Annotated in this window: 20 protein-coding genes; 12 read left to right on the plus strand and 8 right to left on the minus strand. The window is 50.9% G+C overall.

What is annotated here, in order from left to right; all coding sequences use genetic code 11:
- Positions 1-65: 65 nt before the first annotated feature.
- Entirely contained in the window at positions 66-671 is a 606-nt protein-coding gene (locus ABYP33_RS02510) for a DUF938 domain-containing protein (RefSeq protein WP_373088005.1), read from the minus strand.
- 101 nt (positions 672-772) lie between these two features.
- Between ABYP33_RS02510 and ABYP33_RS02515 the strand changes: the two genes are divergently transcribed.
- On the plus strand, positions 773-1,231 hold the full coding sequence (locus ABYP33_RS02515) for an EVE domain-containing protein (protein WP_373088008.1): 459 nt from the start codon (positions 773-775) through the stop codon (positions 1,229-1,231).
- A 7-nt stretch (positions 1,232-1,238) separates the two neighbouring features.
- Here ABYP33_RS02515 and yaaA read toward each other — a convergent pair whose 3' ends face one another.
- From yaaA to ABYP33_RS02530, 3 genes are all read right to left on the minus strand, one after another.
- Entirely contained in the window at positions 1,239-2,015 is a 777-nt protein-coding gene (yaaA, locus tag ABYP33_RS02520; protein WP_373088010.1) for a peroxide stress protein YaaA, read from the minus strand.
- 22 nt (positions 2,016-2,037) lie between these two features.
- Positions 2,038-2,541: a DUF4265 domain-containing protein gene (locus ABYP33_RS02525; RefSeq protein ID WP_373088012.1), complete on the minus strand. Its 504-nt coding sequence runs from the start codon at positions 2,539-2,541 to the stop codon at positions 2,038-2,040.
- Between the two features lie 90 nt (positions 2,542-2,631).
- The gene (locus tag ABYP33_RS02530) at positions 2,632-3,279 is read right to left on the minus strand and encodes a hypothetical protein (RefSeq protein ID WP_373088014.1); all 648 of its coding nucleotides are present in this window, start codon (positions 3,277-3,279) and stop codon (positions 2,632-2,634) included.
- A gap of 76 nt (positions 3,280-3,355) precedes the next feature.
- Here ABYP33_RS02530 and ABYP33_RS02535 point away from each other — a divergent pair, with 76 nt between their 5' ends.
- The 3 genes from ABYP33_RS02535 (at position 3,356) to ABYP33_RS02545 (ending at position 5,744) form a co-directional block, all read left to right on the plus strand.
- Positions 3,356-3,874 (plus strand): TRAP transporter small permease subunit, encoded by a 519-nt coding sequence (locus ABYP33_RS02535; protein ID WP_373088016.1) that lies wholly within the window; start codon positions 3,356-3,358, stop codon positions 3,872-3,874.
- Positions 3,864-5,237: a TRAP transporter large permease subunit gene (locus tag ABYP33_RS02540; RefSeq protein WP_373088018.1), complete on the plus strand. Its 1,374-nt coding sequence runs from the start codon at positions 3,864-3,866 to the stop codon at positions 5,235-5,237. The genes ABYP33_RS02535 and ABYP33_RS02540 overlap by 11 nt, the downstream gene beginning before the upstream one ends.
- 117 nt (positions 5,238-5,354) lie before the next feature.
- The gene (locus ABYP33_RS02545) at positions 5,355-5,744 is read left to right on the plus strand and encodes an acyl-CoA thioesterase (protein ID WP_008252927.1); all 390 of its coding nucleotides are present in this window, start codon (positions 5,355-5,357) and stop codon (positions 5,742-5,744) included.
- 776 nt (positions 5,745-6,520) lie between these two features.
- On the opposite strand, the gene ABYP33_RS02550 is transcribed toward ABYP33_RS02545, so the two are convergent.
- From ABYP33_RS02550 to ABYP33_RS02560, 3 genes are all read right to left on the minus strand, one after another.
- Positions 6,521-7,654, minus strand: a complete 1,134-nt coding sequence (locus tag ABYP33_RS02550) for a TRAP transporter substrate-binding protein (protein WP_373088020.1) — start codon at positions 7,652-7,654, stop codon at positions 6,521-6,523.
- Positions 7,655-7,678: 24 nt separating this feature from the next.
- Positions 7,679-9,853 (minus strand): DNA helicase II, encoded by a 2,175-nt coding sequence (uvrD, locus tag ABYP33_RS02555; RefSeq protein ID WP_373088022.1) that lies wholly within the window; start codon positions 9,851-9,853, stop codon positions 7,679-7,681.
- A 354-nt stretch (positions 9,854-10,207) separates the two neighbouring features.
- Entirely contained in the window at positions 10,208-11,833 is a 1,626-nt protein-coding gene (locus ABYP33_RS02560; RefSeq protein ID WP_373088024.1) for a hypothetical protein, read from the minus strand.
- 220 nt (positions 11,834-12,053) lie between these two features.
- Between ABYP33_RS02560 and ABYP33_RS02565 the strand changes: the two genes are divergently transcribed.
- The 8 genes from ABYP33_RS02565 (at position 12,054) to ABYP33_RS02600 (ending at position 17,745) form a co-directional block, all read left to right on the plus strand.
- Positions 12,054-12,917 carry a MurR/RpiR family transcriptional regulator gene (locus ABYP33_RS02565; RefSeq protein WP_373088027.1) on the plus strand — a complete coding sequence of 288 codons (864 nt, stop codon included), beginning with the start codon at positions 12,054-12,056 and terminating at the stop codon, positions 12,915-12,917.
- 48 nt (positions 12,918-12,965) lie between these two features.
- Positions 12,966-14,387, plus strand: a complete 1,422-nt coding sequence (locus ABYP33_RS02570; RefSeq protein ID WP_373088029.1) for a hypothetical protein — start codon at positions 12,966-12,968, stop codon at positions 14,385-14,387.
- 12 nt (positions 14,388-14,399) lie between these two features.
- Positions 14,400-14,783, plus strand: coding sequence for a YcfL family protein (locus ABYP33_RS02575; RefSeq protein WP_373088031.1), 384 nt, complete (start codon positions 14,400-14,402; stop codon positions 14,781-14,783).
- 12 nt (positions 14,784-14,795) lie between these two features.
- On the plus strand, positions 14,796-15,398 hold the full coding sequence (lpoB, locus tag ABYP33_RS02580; protein ID WP_373088033.1) for a penicillin-binding protein activator LpoB: 603 nt from the start codon (positions 14,796-14,798) through the stop codon (positions 15,396-15,398).
- A 385-nt stretch (positions 15,399-15,783) separates the two neighbouring features.
- On the plus strand, positions 15,784-16,212 hold the full coding sequence (locus ABYP33_RS02585; protein ID WP_373088035.1) for a response regulator: 429 nt from the start codon (positions 15,784-15,786) through the stop codon (positions 16,210-16,212).
- Positions 16,213-16,797: 585 nt separating this feature from the next.
- Positions 16,798-17,163, plus strand: a complete 366-nt coding sequence (locus tag ABYP33_RS02590; protein ID WP_373088066.1) for a YajD family HNH nuclease — start codon at positions 16,798-16,800, stop codon at positions 17,161-17,163.
- A 16-nt stretch (positions 17,164-17,179) separates the two neighbouring features.
- Complete coding sequence (locus ABYP33_RS02595) at positions 17,180-17,350, plus strand: hypothetical protein (RefSeq protein ID WP_373088037.1); 171 nt, start codon at positions 17,180-17,182, stop codon at positions 17,348-17,350.
- A gap of 38 nt (positions 17,351-17,388) precedes the next feature.
- Positions 17,389-17,745, plus strand: coding sequence for a DUF805 domain-containing protein (locus tag ABYP33_RS02600; protein WP_373088039.1), 357 nt, complete (start codon positions 17,389-17,391; stop codon positions 17,743-17,745).
- Between the two features lie 49 nt (positions 17,746-17,794).
- Here the strand turns inward: ABYP33_RS02600 and ABYP33_RS02605 are convergent, their stop codons facing one another.
- The gene (locus ABYP33_RS02605; RefSeq protein WP_373088042.1) at positions 17,795-18,169 is read right to left on the minus strand and encodes a PilZ domain-containing protein; all 375 of its coding nucleotides are present in this window, start codon (positions 18,167-18,169) and stop codon (positions 17,795-17,797) included.
- Between the last annotated feature and the right edge of the window lie 38 nt (positions 18,170-18,207).

Here is an 18,207-nt window from a genome sequence, read left to right on the forward strand (position 1 = left end):
TGATTAATAGCTCATAAAAAAGCCCGGCCACTGCGCCGGGTTTTTTTATGTCTTTAATACGCCTATTAGTTGCCTTGCGAGCGCCAAATTAACAGGCGATTATTGGCGGGCATAGTATGATCTGCGAACAAGTGTAAGCCAATTTTCTCGGCCAAGGCATTAATAGCCTCAAAGTCCCGGATGCCACTCTGAGGATTGCGCTGTTTTAGCCATTGATCAAAACTTGCGTTGCTGGCGGCGGTGTATTTTCCCTGATAGTTAAACGGGCCATAAATACAGAGCAGGCCGTCGTCTCTGAGGCTTTTGGGTAAATGGCTAAAAAACAATTCCACTTCGTGCCAGCTCATAATATGTAGGGTATTGGCCGAATAAATACCATCAAAAGCAGGCTGTGGCCAATCTACGTCTCTGGCGTCTAGCGCGACTGGGGGGGCTAAATTGGGGAGCTTGGCGTCGTCGATCCAGGCTTGAATACCCTTTAAATTTTCACGCCGATCACTGCACTGCCAATGAAGCTCGGGCAAATTAGTGGCAAAATGCACCGCGTGCTGGCCTGTGCCGCTGCCAACTTCCAATACCCGTTGCCCGGCGGTAAATAGTGGGGCAAGGATCTCTAAAATAAACGGCTGATTGTTTTCACAAGCCTGTGAAAAGGGTTTGGCTTGATTCATGGTTAAATCCCTTTGAATTATGCTTAATTCATTCCTTGGCGAAGGTTGATAGCCTATCCTCGGTTGTCGCCAAGTGTAACGGCTTTTTCAGGAGTACAACAATGGCTTACTGGCTGATGAAATCTGAGCCTGATACGTTTAGTCTCGATGATCTTCGCAAGCGGCCAAAGGGCACTGAACATTGGGACGGGGTCAGAAACTATCAGGCTCGCAATATGATGCGCGACCAAATGAAAGTGGGTGACAAAGTGTTTTTTTATCACTCCTCTTGCCCGCAACCGGGTATTGCAGGTATTGCCGAAGTGGTGCGCGAGGCATACCCCGACAGCAGTGCACAAAACCCAGAGTCTCGCTATTTTGACCCCAAGGCCAGCCCAGAAAACCCGCGCTGGTATATGGTAGATGTGCGCTTTGAGCGAAAATTTAAGCGCCTGATTTCGCTGGCGGAGCTGAAAGCTGAACCCGCGCTGGGGGAAATGACACTCGTCCAAAAAGGCAGTCGCTTGTCGATTATGCCCGTTACTCCAGAGGAGTGGCGGCAGATTTTAGCGATGGAATAAAGTCTGCTTACTCTTGGCTGTCTCTAAGAAAAACCCATTCTCTGGCAGTAGATTGTTCCGGACAAAAATAATAACCATCGCTATTGAATTGCTTAAGGTCATCGACATGTTTAATACGGCTTTTAATTACATAGCAGGCCATTAAGCCCCGGGCTTTTTTGGCGTAAAAGCTAATAATTTTGTATTTGCCGTTTTTAAAGTCTTTGAACGTTGGAGTAATAATGTCAGCAGCCAGCGCCTTGGGTTTGATGGCACTAAAGTATTCGTTGGACGCGAGATTCACCAAAACCTGTGATTTAATCTCGGCGAGTTGGTGATTCACCGCCTCGGTAATTGTGGTATCCCAAAATTGATAGAGGTTTTTGCCTGCCTTATTTTCAAATTTGGTGCCCATTTCGAGCCGGTAGGGCTGGATCAAATCAAGTGGGCGCAGTAGGCCGTAGAGGCCAGAGAGTATGCGCAAATGTTGCTGGGCAAAGGTGAAATCGCTGGCGCTGAAACTGTCGGCATCAAGGCCAGTGTAAACATCTCCGCGAAAGGCGAGTACCGCCGCCTTGGCATTGTCGGGGCTAAAAGGCAGTTGCCAGTTCATAAAACGCTGGTGATTGAGCTCCCCCAGCTTGGGGCTAATTTTCATTAAGCCGGAGATGTCTTCAGGATTGAGCGCTTGTAATTGCTCAATTAAAACCTGCGAGCGGTCGAGGAAGTCGGCTTGGCTAAACTTTTTTGTGTGCGCCGGGTTTTCAAAGTCCAAGGTTTTGGCTGGGGAAATTAGCAGTAACATGGGGAGTCCTGTGACGATTGATTCAAACCTGCAGTAACGCCTGCCACCAATTGAGCGGGTCGCCGGTCTCGGGGTCGTAGACATTGCCGTAAACCCACTTAGCGTGATCGCTATTGGCCCATTGATTGAGTAAGGCTTCAATACTGCTAAAGCCGACGCCAAAATGGATGCTGTAGACCATCGCACGTTCAGTTTTAATGTCCAAGCTGCCGCCGAGTTTTTCTAATTCGGCAGTGAGTTGAACCTCCAAGTTTTCATTGGGCTGACGCAAAAACACGCGCACGCAGAGATTGCCGCTGTGCTCGAGCAGCGTAAAGCGGCCACGGGCATCCTCGTTTATCTTTATGCTATCTAATGCGGCAAGCCCGCGAACAAAGAGAGGGGACTTGAGCAGCCGGTATTCGCTTACGTTGGCGAGCGGCGTGGCGAGCACCTTTTCGAAAATGGGCTGATTATTTGTTGGATGGATACCGGCAAATAACTCTAATAAGGTCTCTTGGTCGGCGAAGGGGGCCTGATCTGTCATAACACTCTTGAATTCACATAAGCATGGGGGAGCAATGATACCGATTTAACGCGCTTAGATCACGGTCTCACTGGCCGCCCCGCGACCGTCTCAACGGCTAGCGGCGGGCATATTGAACTGAATGCCGATGGGTGGCGGTGTGTAGTGCCCGCTCGGGCGCTGCTCGTGGCTAATACTGAGCAGTTTGAAGCCACCTTCCACATAGAGTACGCCGCGCTCAGCTTGGTCTTTAAAGCTGTTTTCGAGGGCGAGCAGTTTTTTGCCGCGATCATTTTTCATGGCACCGGCAAAGCGCCGAAAGAATTGGCGCAGGGCGTCGCTGGCCTCGATAACGGCAGGGCTGTCGGTGAGCACGGTGCGGTAACTGTTGGCGCCATCGCTAGCAATATAAAGCCGCCCCTTGAAACCGGCGATATTGCTAAATTCCTTGGTGGCTTTGAGACTCACGGCGTGGGCGTCAGGAATACTGATGCGCTGATCCTGTTGCGCACTGGCTATGACATCGCCCATATCGTCGACGTTCATGACGATTTGTGCACCGCCTTGGCTAATGATTGCGGTCGCTTGATCGCCGTTAATAATCGAATAGGCCATTTGGCCGCGGTCAACGCGAATATGTTGATTGTCGCGGTAACTTAATACCACGGTTTCTGGCCCCATCGCGTAGCGGGCGATAATATCGGCGGAACCAAAGTTAGCAGATGTCGCCAATAAAATACTTAGGATTACAGAACGCATAGATTCTCCTGGTCTAAACTCGCGGCAGCGGCACTAGAATGGCTATAATGAGGCGCTTACTCAGGGATACCGATCAGTGAAACAGTGTGTATTTTTAATCGATTCGTTTACCGAGCGCTTTGGACGCCTTTTGGCGTATTTAATTCCCTTAATGATGTTAGGCACCGCCACCGTGGTTGTGATGCGCTATGGTTTTGGCCAGGGCATGACTGCTTTGCAGGAGTCGGTGAACTATTTGCACGGCACGGTATTCATGCTGGGCGCGGCCTACACCTTAAGACACGGCGGCCATGTTCGGGTAGATATTTTTTACCATCGTTATTCCGCGCGCGCCAAAGCGTGGATCGATAGCATAGGCTGCATTGTGTTTTTATTGCCCCTCTGCGGACTTATTTTAATCAGCAGCTGGGATTTTGCCGCTGATGCCTGGGCAATACGTGAAACCTCGGTAGAACCGGGGGGGTTGCCCTTTGTTTACTTATTAAAATCCTTGTTGCCGCTCATGGGGATTAACTTAGCTTTGCAGGGCTTGGCTGAGTTACTGCGCAATGCACTGGTGCTAATCAATCAGGAGGCCCCTCGCCATGCTGATTGAGCTGCTACCCATTTTGATGTTTGTTGCGATTTGCCTCGTGCTGATGTTGGGCTATCCGGTGGCCTTTAGCTTGGCGGGCACCGCCATGATCTTTGCCGGTATCGGCATTGTGCTAGGCTATTTCGACGCCTCATTTTTATCGGCGCTGCCAAATCGCCTGTACGGTACCATTAGCAATGTCACCTTAATTGCGGTTCCCCTTTTTGTACTGATGGGGGTGTTATTAGAAAAAAGCCGCTTGGCGGAAGAGCTGCTCGACAATATGGCGGCCTTGTTTGGTCGCAAACGGGGTGGCTTAGGCTTTTCAGTGATACTGGTCGGAATGCTACTCGCCGCCAGTACCGGTATTGTTGGGGCCACGGTTGTCACTATGGGCTTAATGTCACTGCCGACTATGCTCAATCGAGGCTACGACCCCAAGCTCGCGACAGGCACTATTTGCGCTACCGGCACCCTAGGGCAAATTATACCGCCGTCCATCGCCTTGGTGTTGTTGGGCGACACCTTATCTAGCGCCTATCAACAGGCGCAATTAAACATGGGCGTGTTTAGCCCAAAAACCTTGTCTGTTGGTGATTTGTTTATTGGCGCCTTGGTGCCCGGCGTATTACTGGTGTGTTTGTACCTGCTGTATATGGGATTTGTTGCCATCCGTCAGCCAGAGCGGGCGCCCGCCGCTGAAGATTTGAATCCCCCGCCGTTAAGTGCATTGTTAAAGGGGCTGCTGCCACCGATCGGCCTTATTGTGACCGTCTTGGGTTCAATATTGGTCGGCGCAGCAACACCAACCGAAGCGGCTGGGGTGGGTGCATTGGGCGCAGCGCTGATGGCTGTGGTTAAAGGTCAGTTAAGCTGGGCACGGCTGGGTGAAGTGGCGCGGGAAACCTTAAAAGTCACCTGCATGGTGTTTATGATTTTAATCGGCGCAGCCGTGTTTTCATTGGTGTTTCGCGGTTTTGGCGGCGACGAACTCATCCAACATTTTTTCGATGGTTTACCCGGTGGCGTGGTTACTGCGACGCTGATCGTGATGGTGGTGATATTTTTACTGGGCTTTATTCTCGATTTTATCGAAATTACCTTTGTTGTTGTGCCAATCGTGGGCCCGATCCTGCTGGCTATGGGCGTTGATCCTATTTGGCTTGGCATTATGATTGCGCTGAATTTGCAAACCTCATTCTTAACACCGCCTTTTGGTTTTTCGCTATTTTATCTGCGCGGAGTGGCGCCGCTGTCGGTGTCAACCTCAGATATTTATCGCGGGGTGGCACCGTATATTGGGTTGCAATTACTAATGTTATTTTTATTGGCTTGGTGGCCGAGCTTGGCTACCTGGTTACCGGCCTTAGTCCGTGGGCAATAAGGGCTTAGTCTGCTATACCCGCGGCTTTAATAATGCTATACACATCATTGACAATGTCCAATAGTGCACGTTAACTATGCGGCATTTAATTTTACCCTAATTTAGAGAGGCAATTTTATGCGTGACATCGACGACACGCCCAAGCCTGCCGGTGAACTCGCCCTGCTGACCATCGCCATGCCTGCAGATACGAATGCCAGCGGTGATATTTTTGGTGGTTGGCTAATGTCACAAATGGATCTTGCCGGTAGTCAAACCGCCGCGCGTCGCGCGGGCGGTCGGGTGGCTACGGTGGCAGTAGACTCCATGGCATTTATGACGCCAGTCAATGTTGGTGCAGCGGTAAGTTGCTATACCGATATCGTGGATGTGGGGCGTAGCTCTATTCGGGTTCGGGTTGAAGTTTGGGTAACCAATAAGCACCAGTACGAGCCCGCTAAAGTGACTGAAGGTGAATTTGTGTTTGTGGCAATTGATGGTAACGGCCGCACTCGGGTTGTTGATTAAAGCTGAATTATTTAAAGCAACACCACAAAACTATCTCGGCCGATAAGCTTACGACAATACGGGAGAATAATATTGTCGATGCGCCATAAGGCCTGTTTGATCACCGGTGTCAGCAGTGGCATTGGTCAAGAAACTGCGCCGGCTTTAGGCTTTAGCCGCACAGAGCGCTGAATTGTTACTGTTGTGCCGCAATGCGCAACAGGGCGAGGCGGTAGAAGAAGCGTTTGCAGTAAATCATTTAGCCTATTTTGCTTACCAATTTATTGCTTGAACGTATTAAAGACAGTGCACCGGCACGTATAGCAAGCGTGGCATCGGAGGCACATGCCTTTGTGAAAGGCGTGCCATTTAATGATATTGCATATGAAACGACGCCCTACAAAATAATATTTAAAGTGTATGGCCAATTAAAACGATACAATATTCTTTGGACTCGCTCACTTTCCCCAAAATTAGCGGGCACTGGTGTTACGGTGAATTGCGCACATCGCGGAGCGGTGGCCACCTACCTCGGTCATTAGGACAACGCGCTGCTTGGCAGGAGTTTGGGGGGTATTACTAAATTGTTTTTTAAAACCCCAGCCCGCGATATTTGTGGCGACTTTACCAAGCTTAGGCAATGTCGGTGGTGAATATTGTGCTAACTGCTAACTGCTAACTGCTAACTGGAAAAATTAAACGCTGGGCCAAGGCCGATGCTGCTGATGAGTGCCTGTGGAAGATTAGCGAAGAATACTAAAAAGCTGCCTAATCGCAGGTTTGCAACTGCGCGGCGATTAAAGATCCCGCGCATTAATATACGCTTGCTCTGAGATGTGGTGATACTCTTTGGCGTCTTCCATAAACTGTTTCCAGCTATGGTAAACTCGGCCGGTGATGTCATCAGTTTTTGACAGCTCCAGCAAATACTCGTCCGAAACCCGATGAAGTTCACGAATAACGTCGTCGGGTAATTTGCGCAGTTGCACCTTATGTTTGCCGACTAATTCTTTTAGCGCGGCATTATTGCGCGCAGTGTATTCGTCGAGCATATCGGCATTGGCGTAGCGGGCGGCGGCTTCAACAATGGTTTGCAAATCCTTGGGCAGCGCGTCAAAGGCGTCTTTATTAATGATTAATTCTAGGGTTGAACCGGGCTCGTGCCAGCCGGGGTAGTAATAATATTTAGCCACTTCGTGAAAACCAAAGGCCATATCGTTTGATGGTGCCACCCACTCGGTGGCGTCAATAACGCCAGTTTGCAGCGAAGTGTATAGCTCGCCGCCGGGAAGGGTTACTGCGCTGCCGCCGAGGCGATCCCATACTTCTCCTCCCGAGCCGGGAATGCGCATTTTTAGGCCTTTAACATCTCCAATAGAATTGATTTCTTTATTAAACCAGCCCGCCATTTGCACGCCGGTATTACCTCCGGCCATGGGAATTATATTGAAAGGCGCATAGGCTTCGCGCCATAGCTCTATACCGCCGCCGTGATACAGCCAGCCATTCATTTCTTGGGCTGTCATGCCAAAGGGCACCGCCGTAAAGAAAATTGAGGATGCGAGTTTACCCTTCCAGTAATAGGCGGCGCCGTGGCCAGCTTGCGCGCTGCCCGCAGATACTGCGTCAAACACGCCCATGGCGGGCACTAGCTCTCCGGCGCCATACACTTTGATGAGCAGGCGGCCCTGGCTCATGGCGTTGACGATGGTGGCGAATTTTTCCGGTGCAGTGCCTAAACCGGGAAAATTCTTAGGCCAGGTGGTAACCAGCTTCCAGTGAAATACTTGTTGGCCGCTGCTGCTTTTTTGTTGCTCGCTGCGGCTGTGGTCGCGACTGCGCTCGCCAACATAAAGCCAGCTCATGCCGACCAGTGCGGCGAGCAAAAGGAGAATAATGAGCGGCGTATAATTATTTTTACTGGGCGTCATGGTCTTTCCTATTCAAAATCGGTCTTACAAAATTTGAAGATTGGCGTATTGCAGTACCAGCCATTTACTGCCTTCGTCTTCGAAATTCACTTGCACGCGGGCGCTAGCGCCCTGGCCTTCAAAACTGAGTACTACGCCTGCGCCAAAAATGCTGTGTAAAACGTGTTGACCCAAGGCGATGCCCATTGCCGCTGCCGAGGCTTGTTGCGCCGTGGTTGCGCCGCTTTGCGCGTAACTGCTTGGCCGGCTAACGGTATTGTTAAGTCGCACTTCGTCAATTAGCTCATTGGGTATTTCGCGAATAAAGCGCGACAAGCTATTACAGCTTTCTTGGCCGTGCAGGCGACGAGACTCGGCGTAGCTTAAGAACAGCTTTTGCTCGGCGCGGGTTATACCGACATAGGCGAGGCGACGTTCTTCTTCCAAACGCTCGGGATCTTCCATCGACATTTTGTGGGGGAAGAGGTTCTCTTCCACGCCGACAATAAACACCGCCGGAAATTCCAAACCCTTGGCCGAGTGCAAGGTCATTAACTGCACGCTGTCTTCGTGTTCGTCGGCCTGCTGTTCGCCGGCGTCCAGCGCGGCCCGGTCGAGAAAGGCGCGCAGGGGTTCGATGTCTTCGTCTTCCGGTTCAAAGGCGGCGGCGGCCGTAATCAGCTCGTGTAAGTTTTCGACCCGCGCTTGACCCTTTTCGCCTTTTTCTTTTTCGTGAAAGGCCAGTAGCCCCGAACGATCAATGGCGATGTTGATCTGCTCATCGAGGGGTTTATCCTGACACTGCTCGGCTAAATCCTCAATCAGTGCTAAAAATCCGCGCAGGGCGTTACCAGCACGAGCGGGGAGCAGGCCATTTTCGATGATGGCCAGTGCTGCACGCCACAGCGAGGTTTGATGCTCGCGGGCGTATTCGCGCAGAATTTCTACTGTGCGGGTGCCAATGCCACGGGTGGGAGTATTGATCACCCGCTCAATGGCGGTGTCGTCGTCGCGCAGTTCAACAATGCGCATATAGGCCAGCGCGTTTTTAATTTCTAGGCGGTCGTAAAAGCGCTGACCGCCGTAGATGCGGTAGGGCAGACCGGCGCGAATCAGATATTCTTCCAGTATTCGCGACTGCGCATTGCTGCGGTATAGCACGCCAATATCGCTGCGGCGGTAATCGTCGCGGACCAGCTCGGCAATGCGGTCGGTGAGGAAGCGCGCTTCATCTTGTTCGTTAAAGGCGGCAAACAGCGAAATTTTGTCGCCGTCGCTGTCTTCGGTCCACAGTTCTTTACCGAGGCGCTGGCTGTTATTGGCGATCAGCGCATTGGCGGCTTTGAGGATGGTGGCGGTGGAGCGATAGTTTTGTTCAAGGCGCACCACGTGGGTGTTTTCAATGTCTTTAGAAAACTGCTGAATATTCTCAATGCGGGCGCCGCGCCAGCCGTAAATCGATTGATCGTCATCGCCCACCGCGGTCATGGCCATACCTTTGCTGGCGAGTAGGCGCAGCCAAGCGTATTGCACGGCGTTGGTGTCTTGAAACTCGTCAACCAAAACGTGCTTAAAGCGCTGTTGGTAATGGTCGAGAATGGCCGGATTGTCGCGCCACAGTTCGAGGGCTCGCAATAATAGCTCGGCGAAGTCGATCACCCCTTGCTGGCGGCAGATCTCTTCGTAGCGGCGATAAACCTTGAGCATGGTTGTTAGGTAGATATCGCCGCCAAAATCGTCGATGTGGGCGGCGCGGCGACCTTCATCTTTGTGACCATTGATAAAATACTGCGACTGCCTGGGCGGCCAGCGGCTATCGTCGAGCGCTAGCTCGCGATGGATACGCTTGAGCTGGCGGAGTTGGTCGTCGCTGTCCAAAATCTGGAAATTATTGGGGAGTCCTGCTTCATGGGCGTGGGCCTTGAGCAGGCGATGAGCCAAGCCGTGAAAGGTGCCCACCCACATCCCGTGGTTTAAGCTGCTACCCAGCAGGCTTTCGATGCGGCCGCGCATCTCTTTGGCGGCCTTATTGGTAAAGGTTACCGCCATAATACTGTGGGTCGACAGTCCCTCTACCTTGATCTTCCAGGCAATACGGTGCACTAGTACGCGGGTTTTACCGCTGCCAGCACCGGCAAGTACTAAAGTGCCAGGGCTGTCGGCGGTTACCGCGGCACGCTGCGCGTCATTGAGTTCGTCAAGAATATAAGATACGTCCATGGCGCCGTATTCTACTGGGATTATCCGCCGCTGGCACCGCTAAAATGGTGATTAGCGTGAGTGAGCGCCAATATTCGCGATGGGCTCTACCGTGATAGCTGAAAATAAACAAGGCTGAGAGGGTAGCGCACGCTTTATTGCCAAGGTTAAGCGCTAGAGTAAGCTATTGAAAGGATACCCGAACTGAGCAATGCAGAAAGCCCTCGGCATCATGCTCGGATGGGCCGGATACCGAGGGCTTTCATGGACCAGTGTATTGTAATGCGCTTTGTTGCGTCCGCATTTTGCGTTTCATCGTTGCCAACAGCAGCTTCAATACCACAGCTCCAGTCACTTCAAAGTGACGCGGTGTCGTTACTTTTGTAGCTCATTGCTTGTAATAGGCGTAAAACTAGCTTCCACGAGGACATCGGCGAAATCTTCTTGACCGGCCGGGCTCTGGCTACTGATTAACACACTATTTTCTGCACCTTTTACCGGGACGAAGTTGAGGAACCAAGTGTCATCGAATTCGTCTGTTTCAATGTAAGACAAGGTGCCCGCTGAGTTCACCTCCCAAACAAGCGTGGTAACGTCATCTTCTTCAAAGGTCACGGTGCCGGTGCCATCCGCCTCAAGTTGAATACTGAAACTTTCAACAAAGCCCACTTTGTCGTGATAAGACGGCGAGGTAGAAGTGACCTGCCAATTGCCAACTAAGGCGGTTGCATCAAAACCGACGTCACGATTCACGAGAATATCGACTAAATCGTCACCCTCGCCAACGAGGGTGGTGGCAAACTGCCCTACTCGCGCAAAAAACATCTGTTCGCCCTCGTCCACGAACTTTAAGTCGCCCCATCGCTCGGCCGTTAAGCCACTGATGTTGTAACTCAGCTCATCTTTATTGTATAAACCGCCGTCACCGTCGCTATCTACACTGGCAGTGAAGGTATAGCTGCCCCCATCCACCGTAAACGTACCAAACTCACCCGATAAAGCCTGTGGAGGGAGGTCCTCGTAGCTTTCGAGGTTATTGGTGTGCGCGAGAACGTACTCGGAGTTAGACAGGAAGGTGAGGATATTGAGGTTATCTGCGTCGGGCTCATAGAGTTGCCACGCGCCCTGTATTTCATTGTTCAGATTTTTTACGCGGCTAAACGCGACTGTGCCGCTTTCGGTGTCGGTAAAACTGAGTGTCAGGGTGTCGCCGGTGACGCTGGCCGTTGATACTGAGCTTCCTTCATCGTAAAGGCCGCCAGAATTATCAGATTGGGCGATTAGCGAGGTGCTGAACGCACCATCCTCCACGTTCCAGCTGTAGTTGCCAAATTCAACTGAACCGGCAGTTTGATCACCGTCATCGCTGTGTTCATGAATAATGATATAGCGTGATTCGTCAATAAAGGTCAGTACATTGCGTTTGCCGTCCCCTTCACTGTATAGCCAGCTGCCGAGAATTTGCGATTGCTGCGCGCGTTGAAAATGCGCTTCAGCCTGGGCTTCGCTGACAAGCTGAATACCGTCTTTGATGGTATCCAGTATCGTTTGGGCTTCGCTGTCGAAGTCGGCGCTTTCTAAATCTAAGGTGCTGCCTTTAAAGGCGTTTTCTGCTTCCGCTGAGATTTCAATGCCATTGTCGGGGTTACCATCGCTGTCTAGCGATTGCAGTAGCTGCAAGATATTGGTGCGAACCTCGCTGTTATCTTGGGCGAGGTCGGTTGGGGTGATTTGTTCATTAGCACTGATGCTGGGGAACTGTAAGTCGCCAATAGAGAAGACAATTGACTCACCCTCGCGGTAGTTGAATTCGCCGAGGGCATTGGTCAGCCCTTCCAAGCTATCGGTTTGGTATTTAACACCGTACACCGGGCTATCGGTAAAAATGCCTTGCAAGTTATCATCGGCTGCGGGCGAGCCGCCGCCACCGCTAGAGCCACTTCCACCGCCGCAGGCACTGATAAGAAATATACAGTTCAAACCAAGCAATTTTAACTTCATTGTCGCTACTCCAATAGCCGCACTATTTTTTAATAAGATCAAACCCTAAATACACACTTTGTGCAGAGCCTCCCCTAGAGTAAGGCTAGGGCTTATTGCGCGGGGTGACCTCCCCAATATTGGGGGGACGCGCCGTTTAGTGGCGAGTAGGCGCCAATACTTCTAGGCTGAGTTACAATAAAGGGCCTAAATCACTAAAACTGAGCTGTCGGAGTTAAATTTGCGACCGAGAAATATTATCCGCGCCATGGAGACCTGCCGGGAGCAAATGCGTCGCTCCGAGCGCAAGGTGGCCGACTATATTCTTGAAAACCGCAAAGAAGTCATTCATATGCGGATTGTCGATTTAGCTCAAGAGGCCCATGTTAGTGAGCCAACGGTAGTGCGCTTCTGTCGCGCGATAGGCTGTGATGGCTTTCAAAACTTTAAGGTCGCCCTAGCTCAGCATCTCGCTCACAGCCCAGACTACGAAGAATTCAGCTTTGGCGACGAAGACTCTGCCCGCCAGTACACCTTTAAGGTGTTTGATTCCACCATGGAAGCTTTAAAAAAAGTGCGCGACAGCATTGAAGTCAGCGCCATTGAAGAGGCTGTAGCCCTGCTTAGCGCGGCGCGGCGGGTGGAGTTTTACGGTTTTGGTGCTTCGGCGGCGGTGGCAACGGATGCGCAGCACAATCTGTTTCGTCTGCAAATTTCGGCCAGTGTGTATTCCGACCCCCATGTGCAAGCGATGTCGGCCATGTCACTGCAGCAAAACGACGTGGTGGTGGCCATCTCTCAGTCGGGCCGAACCCGCGCCCTACTTGACGCCATCAAGCTGGCCCAGCAAAGTGGCGCACCGGTGATTGCTTTGGCGCCCTCGGGCTCGCCAGTAGCAGCGTTGGCTGATCTTGCCATTGCCATTGATGTCGATAAAGACGACGGCGATTACACACCGCTGCCGTCGCGCCTCGCCCATATGGCGGTATTGGATATTCTTGCGGTGGGTATCTCGCGTAGCAAAGCCGGGGTTCGCGAGCATTTGAACACCATTGCAAAAGGCTTGCAGGCACTGCGCACGGATTCTAAAAACAGCGGTCTATAGTACACCTTAGGGTTATTAAGCGTATTTGTATTGGGAGTGGGCTAATAAGTGATAGATCAAGTAAAAAGGCTTAGTCAATTATGGCCGCTACTTGCTCACGTCTGCTATTTAGTATTGCTGTCGCTATTTCTAAGCGGCTGCGTTAGCTACCAAAGTAGCGATTTTGTCCAAAATATCGACCAGCGCTACCAAGCAGGGCAATACCTCGCGGCGGCCGAGGCTATTGAGCAGCAGCTCGGTTTAATGGACCTTAAAACCCGAGAATTACAGCCGGTTGTGGCCCGCTCTGGCGAAGTATTATTGCATCTTGAGGTGGCCGAAAATTGGCGTTTGGCGGGCAACCCCCGCCGGGCGATTGCCCATTACGATGCCCTAGAGAACCTATTTAAAGACAAAGATGTGCAGGGCGGTGCCCGAAAACTCGGCGAAAATATCGGCGCCGTCTTGGTGAACGACGCGGTGCGCTCCTATGAGCCGCCGCCAGCCGAGCGTATTTTAAGCAATTTTTACAAGGCACTGGCATTTTGGTCATTGGGCGAGAAAGACAATGCCCGGGTGGAATTTAACCGTGCCAATGAGCGGGCACGGATTGCGGTAGAACGCTATCAAGAGATGATTGTCGAAGCGCAACAAGAAAGTGCGGAAGCCAAACGTAACCTGCGCTCACCCGGTGTGCAGAGTGCGCTGCGCCAGAACTTTCCGAATATGGATCAGTGGCAGGTCTACGACAGTTTTGTGAACCCCGCCGTGGCCTATATGAATGCGATGTTTCTCGCGAGTGGTTCGGGTAGCGACATTGGTCAGGCCGAGACCTTATTAGAGCGAGTGAATGGCATGGTTGGTGGTCATCCCATTATCGCTGAGGATTTATTGAACTTGCGGCAGCGGGGGCGCTTGAGTACCGGAGCTGCTCAGCGCTGGATAGTATATGAAAGCGGCTTAAGCCCGGTATATAGCGAAAAGCGTTTTTCGATACCCTGGTTTACCATGAACGCCTTGATTCAGGTAACGGTGGCGCTCCCTGAGCTAGTAAACCGACCTAGCCACAGCGTGAATAGCATAGCGTTGGGCGTACAGCTGGTGGAGCTCCAGCCCTTTGCGCGCATGGACAGAGTCATGCAAACCGAGTTTCAAAAGCGCTGGTCGGCAACGGTAACACGGGCAATTGTGTCGGCGGCGAGCAAGGCCGTGCTCCAAGATCGCATGGCAAAAGAGTTGGGGCCGCTGGGCAATATTGCGGGCATGGTCTATGCCAATGCTAGCGCCTCAGCAGATACCCGTGGCTGGCATGCCATGCCGGAGCAGTGGTCTTTAGCAAAAATGCCCGCTAAACAGGCAGTAGATTTACGAATACCCTATGGTAGTGGTTTGGCGACGACAATGAGTTTGCCTGCAGATAAAGATGTGTTGATCTATATTAAGCAGCCAAGCCCAAATGCCGCGCCCTATGTCGAGTTGTTTTATTTATAAAAGGAATCATCGATGACTATATTAAAGCGGATTATGGTGGTTTTTGGAGTAGCCCTTTTGGTCTCGGCTTGTGCTGGTTTACGGCAGGGAGACAATGCGCCAGCGTGGGCGGCACACGTTAGCTACGACGGAAGGTACCTCGATATTTTGGAACTGCGCGAGTGGCCAGACCGTGAAACCGGTACCAAATTAATGCTGCGGGTTGAGTCCAAGGCCATGAGCACTGTGCGGATTTCTTTCCGTGTACTGTGGTATCGGGCCGATGGCCAGCCAGTACCAACCGTGCTGGGAAAATGGCAGGAGCGCACTATTGAGCCGGGTCAAACCGTGGAAATTGTGCAGAGCGGGCCGGGGCCAGATGCTGTTGATTATCGTTTTGAAATTGCCGAAAAATAAAGGGGTAAACACATGAAAAAATTATTTGCAGCCTGCGCTATGGCGCTGGTCCTCACAGGCTGTGCCAGCGGCGTGAAAATTGTTGACACCAACAACGACACCGCCGATTCGGTAATGGGCTTGGAATACCGCGATTTTGAAAAGGCCGCCGGTGAAGCTGTACAGTCGATGATTGCCAGTGGGGCGGTGAGCAAGCCCGGCGGCGGTCGCTATATTTTGGCGATTGGGCGCATGATTAACGACACCATGCAGCGGATTGATACCGACCAACTCGTGAAAAAAATCCGCATTGAACTGCTTAATTCCGGCAAGGTTATGGTCACTACCGCGGTGGCGTTTAATGGCCCCGAAGACGAAATGAGTTATGTTGCCCGTGAACTGCGTGGTAATAGTGAATTTGACCAGAAAGGTGTTGCCGCAAAGGGGCAGTTGCAAGCACCAGACTTGTCGCTTACGGGTAAAATATTACAGCGCAATCACAGCATGGGTCGTAACAAAACCCAGGTGGAGTATTTCTTTCAGCTAAGCCTAACAGAGATTAAATCTGGCCTAGCGATTTGGGAAGGCGAAACCCCGATTGTAAAGCGTGGCTCCTCTAAGTCGGTAAGCTGGTAAGTTTTGTGGTGCTTGTTTGGCCGGTACCTAGCGAGCGCTAGGCATTCATTTTTCCGAGTGCTGTGTAACGCGGCACTCGGAGAAAAAAATGACGCTTCCGTGTCCGTCGTAACTGCGTGCCATTGACGACGTACGCTTTGTTCGATAGATGAAGGCAGCCACAGTATTGTCGTGGCTGCTCTTTCCCCCTTATTTAAGCAATTCTTAAAATTCGGTTTTTACGTTAGCTGTATTACATTGCGATGTGAGGGCGAAAAGACCTACTCAAAATCGTTTTGATAGAAACTGGATGAAGCAGTAAGACGATGCTCTCTTGCGCTAAAACGGTGCTTGTTAGTATGCCAACACCGAATGCGTTACGCTTGCTAAAAAGTGAGTTTCAATAATGCGTTTACTGCTTGTCGAGAACAATGAAAGTTTAGCCCAAGCTATAACCGCGTTGCGACGAGCGGGGTATGCCGTTGATCACGCGGCGACAGGCGTCAATGCTGTGGGTTTTTATGAAGCAGGACAATTAGATTTAGGAATATTGGATTTGGGCTTGCCAGATATCGACGGTCTCAGCCTGTTACAAGCGCTACGCAAAATTCAAGCCGATTACCTGCCAGACGGTCAGGTTTGGGATAGCGGCAGCTTCTTACCTGAAGACGGCCTGCCGGGGCAATTGCTTGACGCCATGCTGGGCTATGAGGCGACACCCGCACCAGCACAAGTTGCGATTTATGTATTTGCGATTATGGTGAAGCTTGCCACTTTAACTTTGCGTTATCGGGCGGGTATAACAGCGGCATCGTCAGAGCCGTATGGAAAGTAGTGCTGATTACGCCCTTCGCTTAAAGCTTGAGTATGAGTTCTACTAGCTGCTGGTCGACAATCTAGCGCAATTCCTGTATTGAATAACGGTGTGGCTACTTTTATATCAAGGTGGATTTTTGGTCAGTTAAATTTTATAAGCTGGCGCGCAGTATTGGTGTTCTCTCTTGAATAAGTAAGGAATTATTAAATACTAAGAGCAATTTGGCGCTAGACCAAAACGGCGATACAGTGTGGGACCCATCAGTAAAGCAGAGACGGAGTCGTCTTGGCTCGCTGAGCGCAGATCACGCAGAAGCGTGTTTTGCTAAGAGATGATGGCCAGTGGAACAGCCCGGCGTGTCACTCTGGGCTAGTTTGTCTTGACAACGCTGTTACCGGTGAAGGGCCTTGGCATATGGCCGAATTTCCCGTGACCACGATTCTTGATCTGTGGCTATTGCTAGCTGATGGCAGTCTTCAGGAGCTTCGCCAGCTCCCGTGGCTGTACGGAGATGGCTTCTACGTCGCACTGGATTCCTTTTCTGGGCTGTGCTTTTACAGGCTAAGTCATAATCATCAAATATTTACATTTATAGGCAAGCTAATGAGCGGTCAAAAAAAGACACTGGATCAAGTTTTAGCAGAACAGCGCGAGTACAATACTAAGCGGGCCAGCGGTTATCGAGAAAAAGCCTTAAAGCTATACCCTTGGGTTTGCGGGCGCTGCGCGCGTGATTTTGAGCGTAGGAATTTATCTGAGTTAACGGTGCATCACGTCGACCACGATCACGATAATAACCCGCCTGATGGCAGTAATTGGGAGCTGCTATGCATTTATTGCCATGACGAAGAGCATACCAAATACGAAAACTTAGTTCGTTACGGCAGTACCACGGAGAAAAAGTCAAAAGCGGCTACATTTAATCCCTTTACTGATCTCAAGGCAAAGATGGATGGCGATAAAAAATAGATTCGTGGAAAAATGTATGTCAAAGAAAGTTCTTAAATTTGAGCTTGAGAAAGAGACAAAAAACAGTGTTCGCTATAAAGAGATTCCCGACGAAGGAACCGCACCTATTGTCGGTTCCTTGTATATACAAAAGTGGTTTGTGGGTAGTAGCAAAACCATTGCGATTACAATCGACAAAAAGGATTAGTGGCAAATAGCCAGTGACCCATCTTTACAGCAGATGAAATGAATAAAGGGTTAATGATGGAATATTTTACTGACGCGTTTAAAAAGTATGCTGAATTTTCCGGCCGGGCAAGTCGACAAGCGTATTGGATGTTTGTGCTGGTTTACTTCCTTATTTATGTGGCCATTTCAGTTGCCGACTATGTGCTAAACACAGCGTGGTTGGCCCCGCTTTTTTCTTTGGTGGTATTACTGCCAAGTATTAGTATTACCGCGCGGCGGCTTCACGATACGGGTCGGTCGGGGTGGTGGCAGTTAATTTACCTGGTGCCGCTAATTGGTCTCATTGTGATGCTGGTGTTTCTTTGCCAAGCGAGTGGTGGCGACAATGAATACGACTCTGTTAACGCGTCTTGATATGGGGCAGCTTTTCTAATGAAGGGGCTTAGCTAGGCGCGGCAGTGAGTTAATGGCTTGCCTTAAAGTTCTCTCGTATTGTATAGCGGAAAAATACCGGAAAGGTATTTCTGACATAAATTTGTTCCTGCATCATGTATTTCGGACTAATGCCTTGGCTTAAGGTAATGATCACCCCACGCGGGTCTAGCCGGTACACTTGGCCTTCGATTTCTTCGCTGTGTTGGTCGTGAAACCGAATATTGCCCCGTAGGGTTTCGCCGAGTTGCAGTGGCGCATCTGATTTTTGGGCCAGTAAAATGCCGCGCTCGGAAATTTCTAGCACGCGGTAGGTAGTGTCTTTATTTACGGTGAGCGGGGGCTCGGCGGCCTTGGGGTAGGGCAGCCGGAAGAAGCGGCGCAGGTTTTTAATTTTATCGATCATTCTTTATGTGTAGTTGATGATTTCGGTGATGTCGACTA

Source organism: Zhongshania sp., assembly GCF_041584495.1.
Taxonomy (GTDB): Bacteria; Pseudomonadota; Gammaproteobacteria; order Pseudomonadales; family Spongiibacteraceae; genus Spongiibacter.

Excerpts from the sequence above, each read along its gene's own strand:
- ABYP33_RS02510 (WP_373088005.1), bottom strand. The coding sequence starts at position 671 with ATGAATCAAGCCAAACCCTTTTCACAGGCTTGTGAAAACAATCAGCCG.
- ABYP33_RS02515 (WP_373088008.1), top strand. The coding sequence starts at position 773 with ATGGCTTACTGGCTGATGAAATCTGAGCCTGATACGTTTAGTCTCGAT.
- yaaA (WP_373088010.1), bottom strand. The coding sequence starts at position 2,015 with ATGTTACTGCTAATTTCCCCAGCCAAAACCTTGGACTTTGAAAACCCG.
- ABYP33_RS02525 (WP_373088012.1), bottom strand. The coding sequence starts at position 2,541 with ATGACAGATCAGGCCCCCTTCGCCGACCAAGAGACCTTATTAGAGTTA.
- ABYP33_RS02530 (WP_373088014.1), bottom strand. The coding sequence starts at position 3,279 with ATGCGTTCTGTAATCCTAAGTATTTTATTGGCGACATCTGCTAACTTT.
- ABYP33_RS02540 (WP_373088018.1), top strand. The coding sequence starts at position 3,864 with ATGCTGATTGAGCTGCTACCCATTTTGATGTTTGTTGCGATTTGCCTC.
- ABYP33_RS02545 (WP_008252927.1), top strand. The coding sequence starts at position 5,355 with ATGCGTGACATCGACGACACGCCCAAGCCTGCCGGTGAACTCGCCCTG.
- ABYP33_RS02550 (WP_373088020.1), bottom strand. The coding sequence starts at position 7,654 with ATGACGCCCAGTAAAAATAATTATACGCCGCTCATTATTCTCCTTTTG.
- uvrD (WP_373088022.1), bottom strand. The coding sequence starts at position 9,853 with ATGGACGTATCTTATATTCTTGACGAACTCAATGACGCGCAGCGTGCC.
- ABYP33_RS02560 (WP_373088024.1), bottom strand. The coding sequence starts at position 11,833 with ATGAAGTTAAAATTGCTTGGTTTGAACTGTATATTTCTTATCAGTGCC.
- ABYP33_RS02575 (WP_373088031.1), top strand. The coding sequence starts at position 14,400 with ATGACTATATTAAAGCGGATTATGGTGGTTTTTGGAGTAGCCCTTTTG.
- lpoB (WP_373088033.1), top strand. The coding sequence starts at position 14,796 with ATGAAAAAATTATTTGCAGCCTGCGCTATGGCGCTGGTCCTCACAGGC.
- ABYP33_RS02585 (WP_373088035.1), top strand. The coding sequence starts at position 15,784 with ATGCGTTTACTGCTTGTCGAGAACAATGAAAGTTTAGCCCAAGCTATA.
- ABYP33_RS02590 (WP_373088066.1), top strand. The coding sequence starts at position 16,798 with ATGAGCGGTCAAAAAAAGACACTGGATCAAGTTTTAGCAGAACAGCGC.
- ABYP33_RS02595 (WP_373088037.1), top strand. The coding sequence starts at position 17,180 with ATGTCAAAGAAAGTTCTTAAATTTGAGCTTGAGAAAGAGACAAAAAAC.
- ABYP33_RS02600 (WP_373088039.1), top strand. The coding sequence starts at position 17,389 with ATGAATAAAGGGTTAATGATGGAATATTTTACTGACGCGTTTAAAAAG.
- ABYP33_RS02605 (WP_373088042.1), bottom strand. The coding sequence starts at position 18,169 with ATGATCGATAAAATTAAAAACCTGCGCCGCTTCTTCCGGCTGCCCTAC.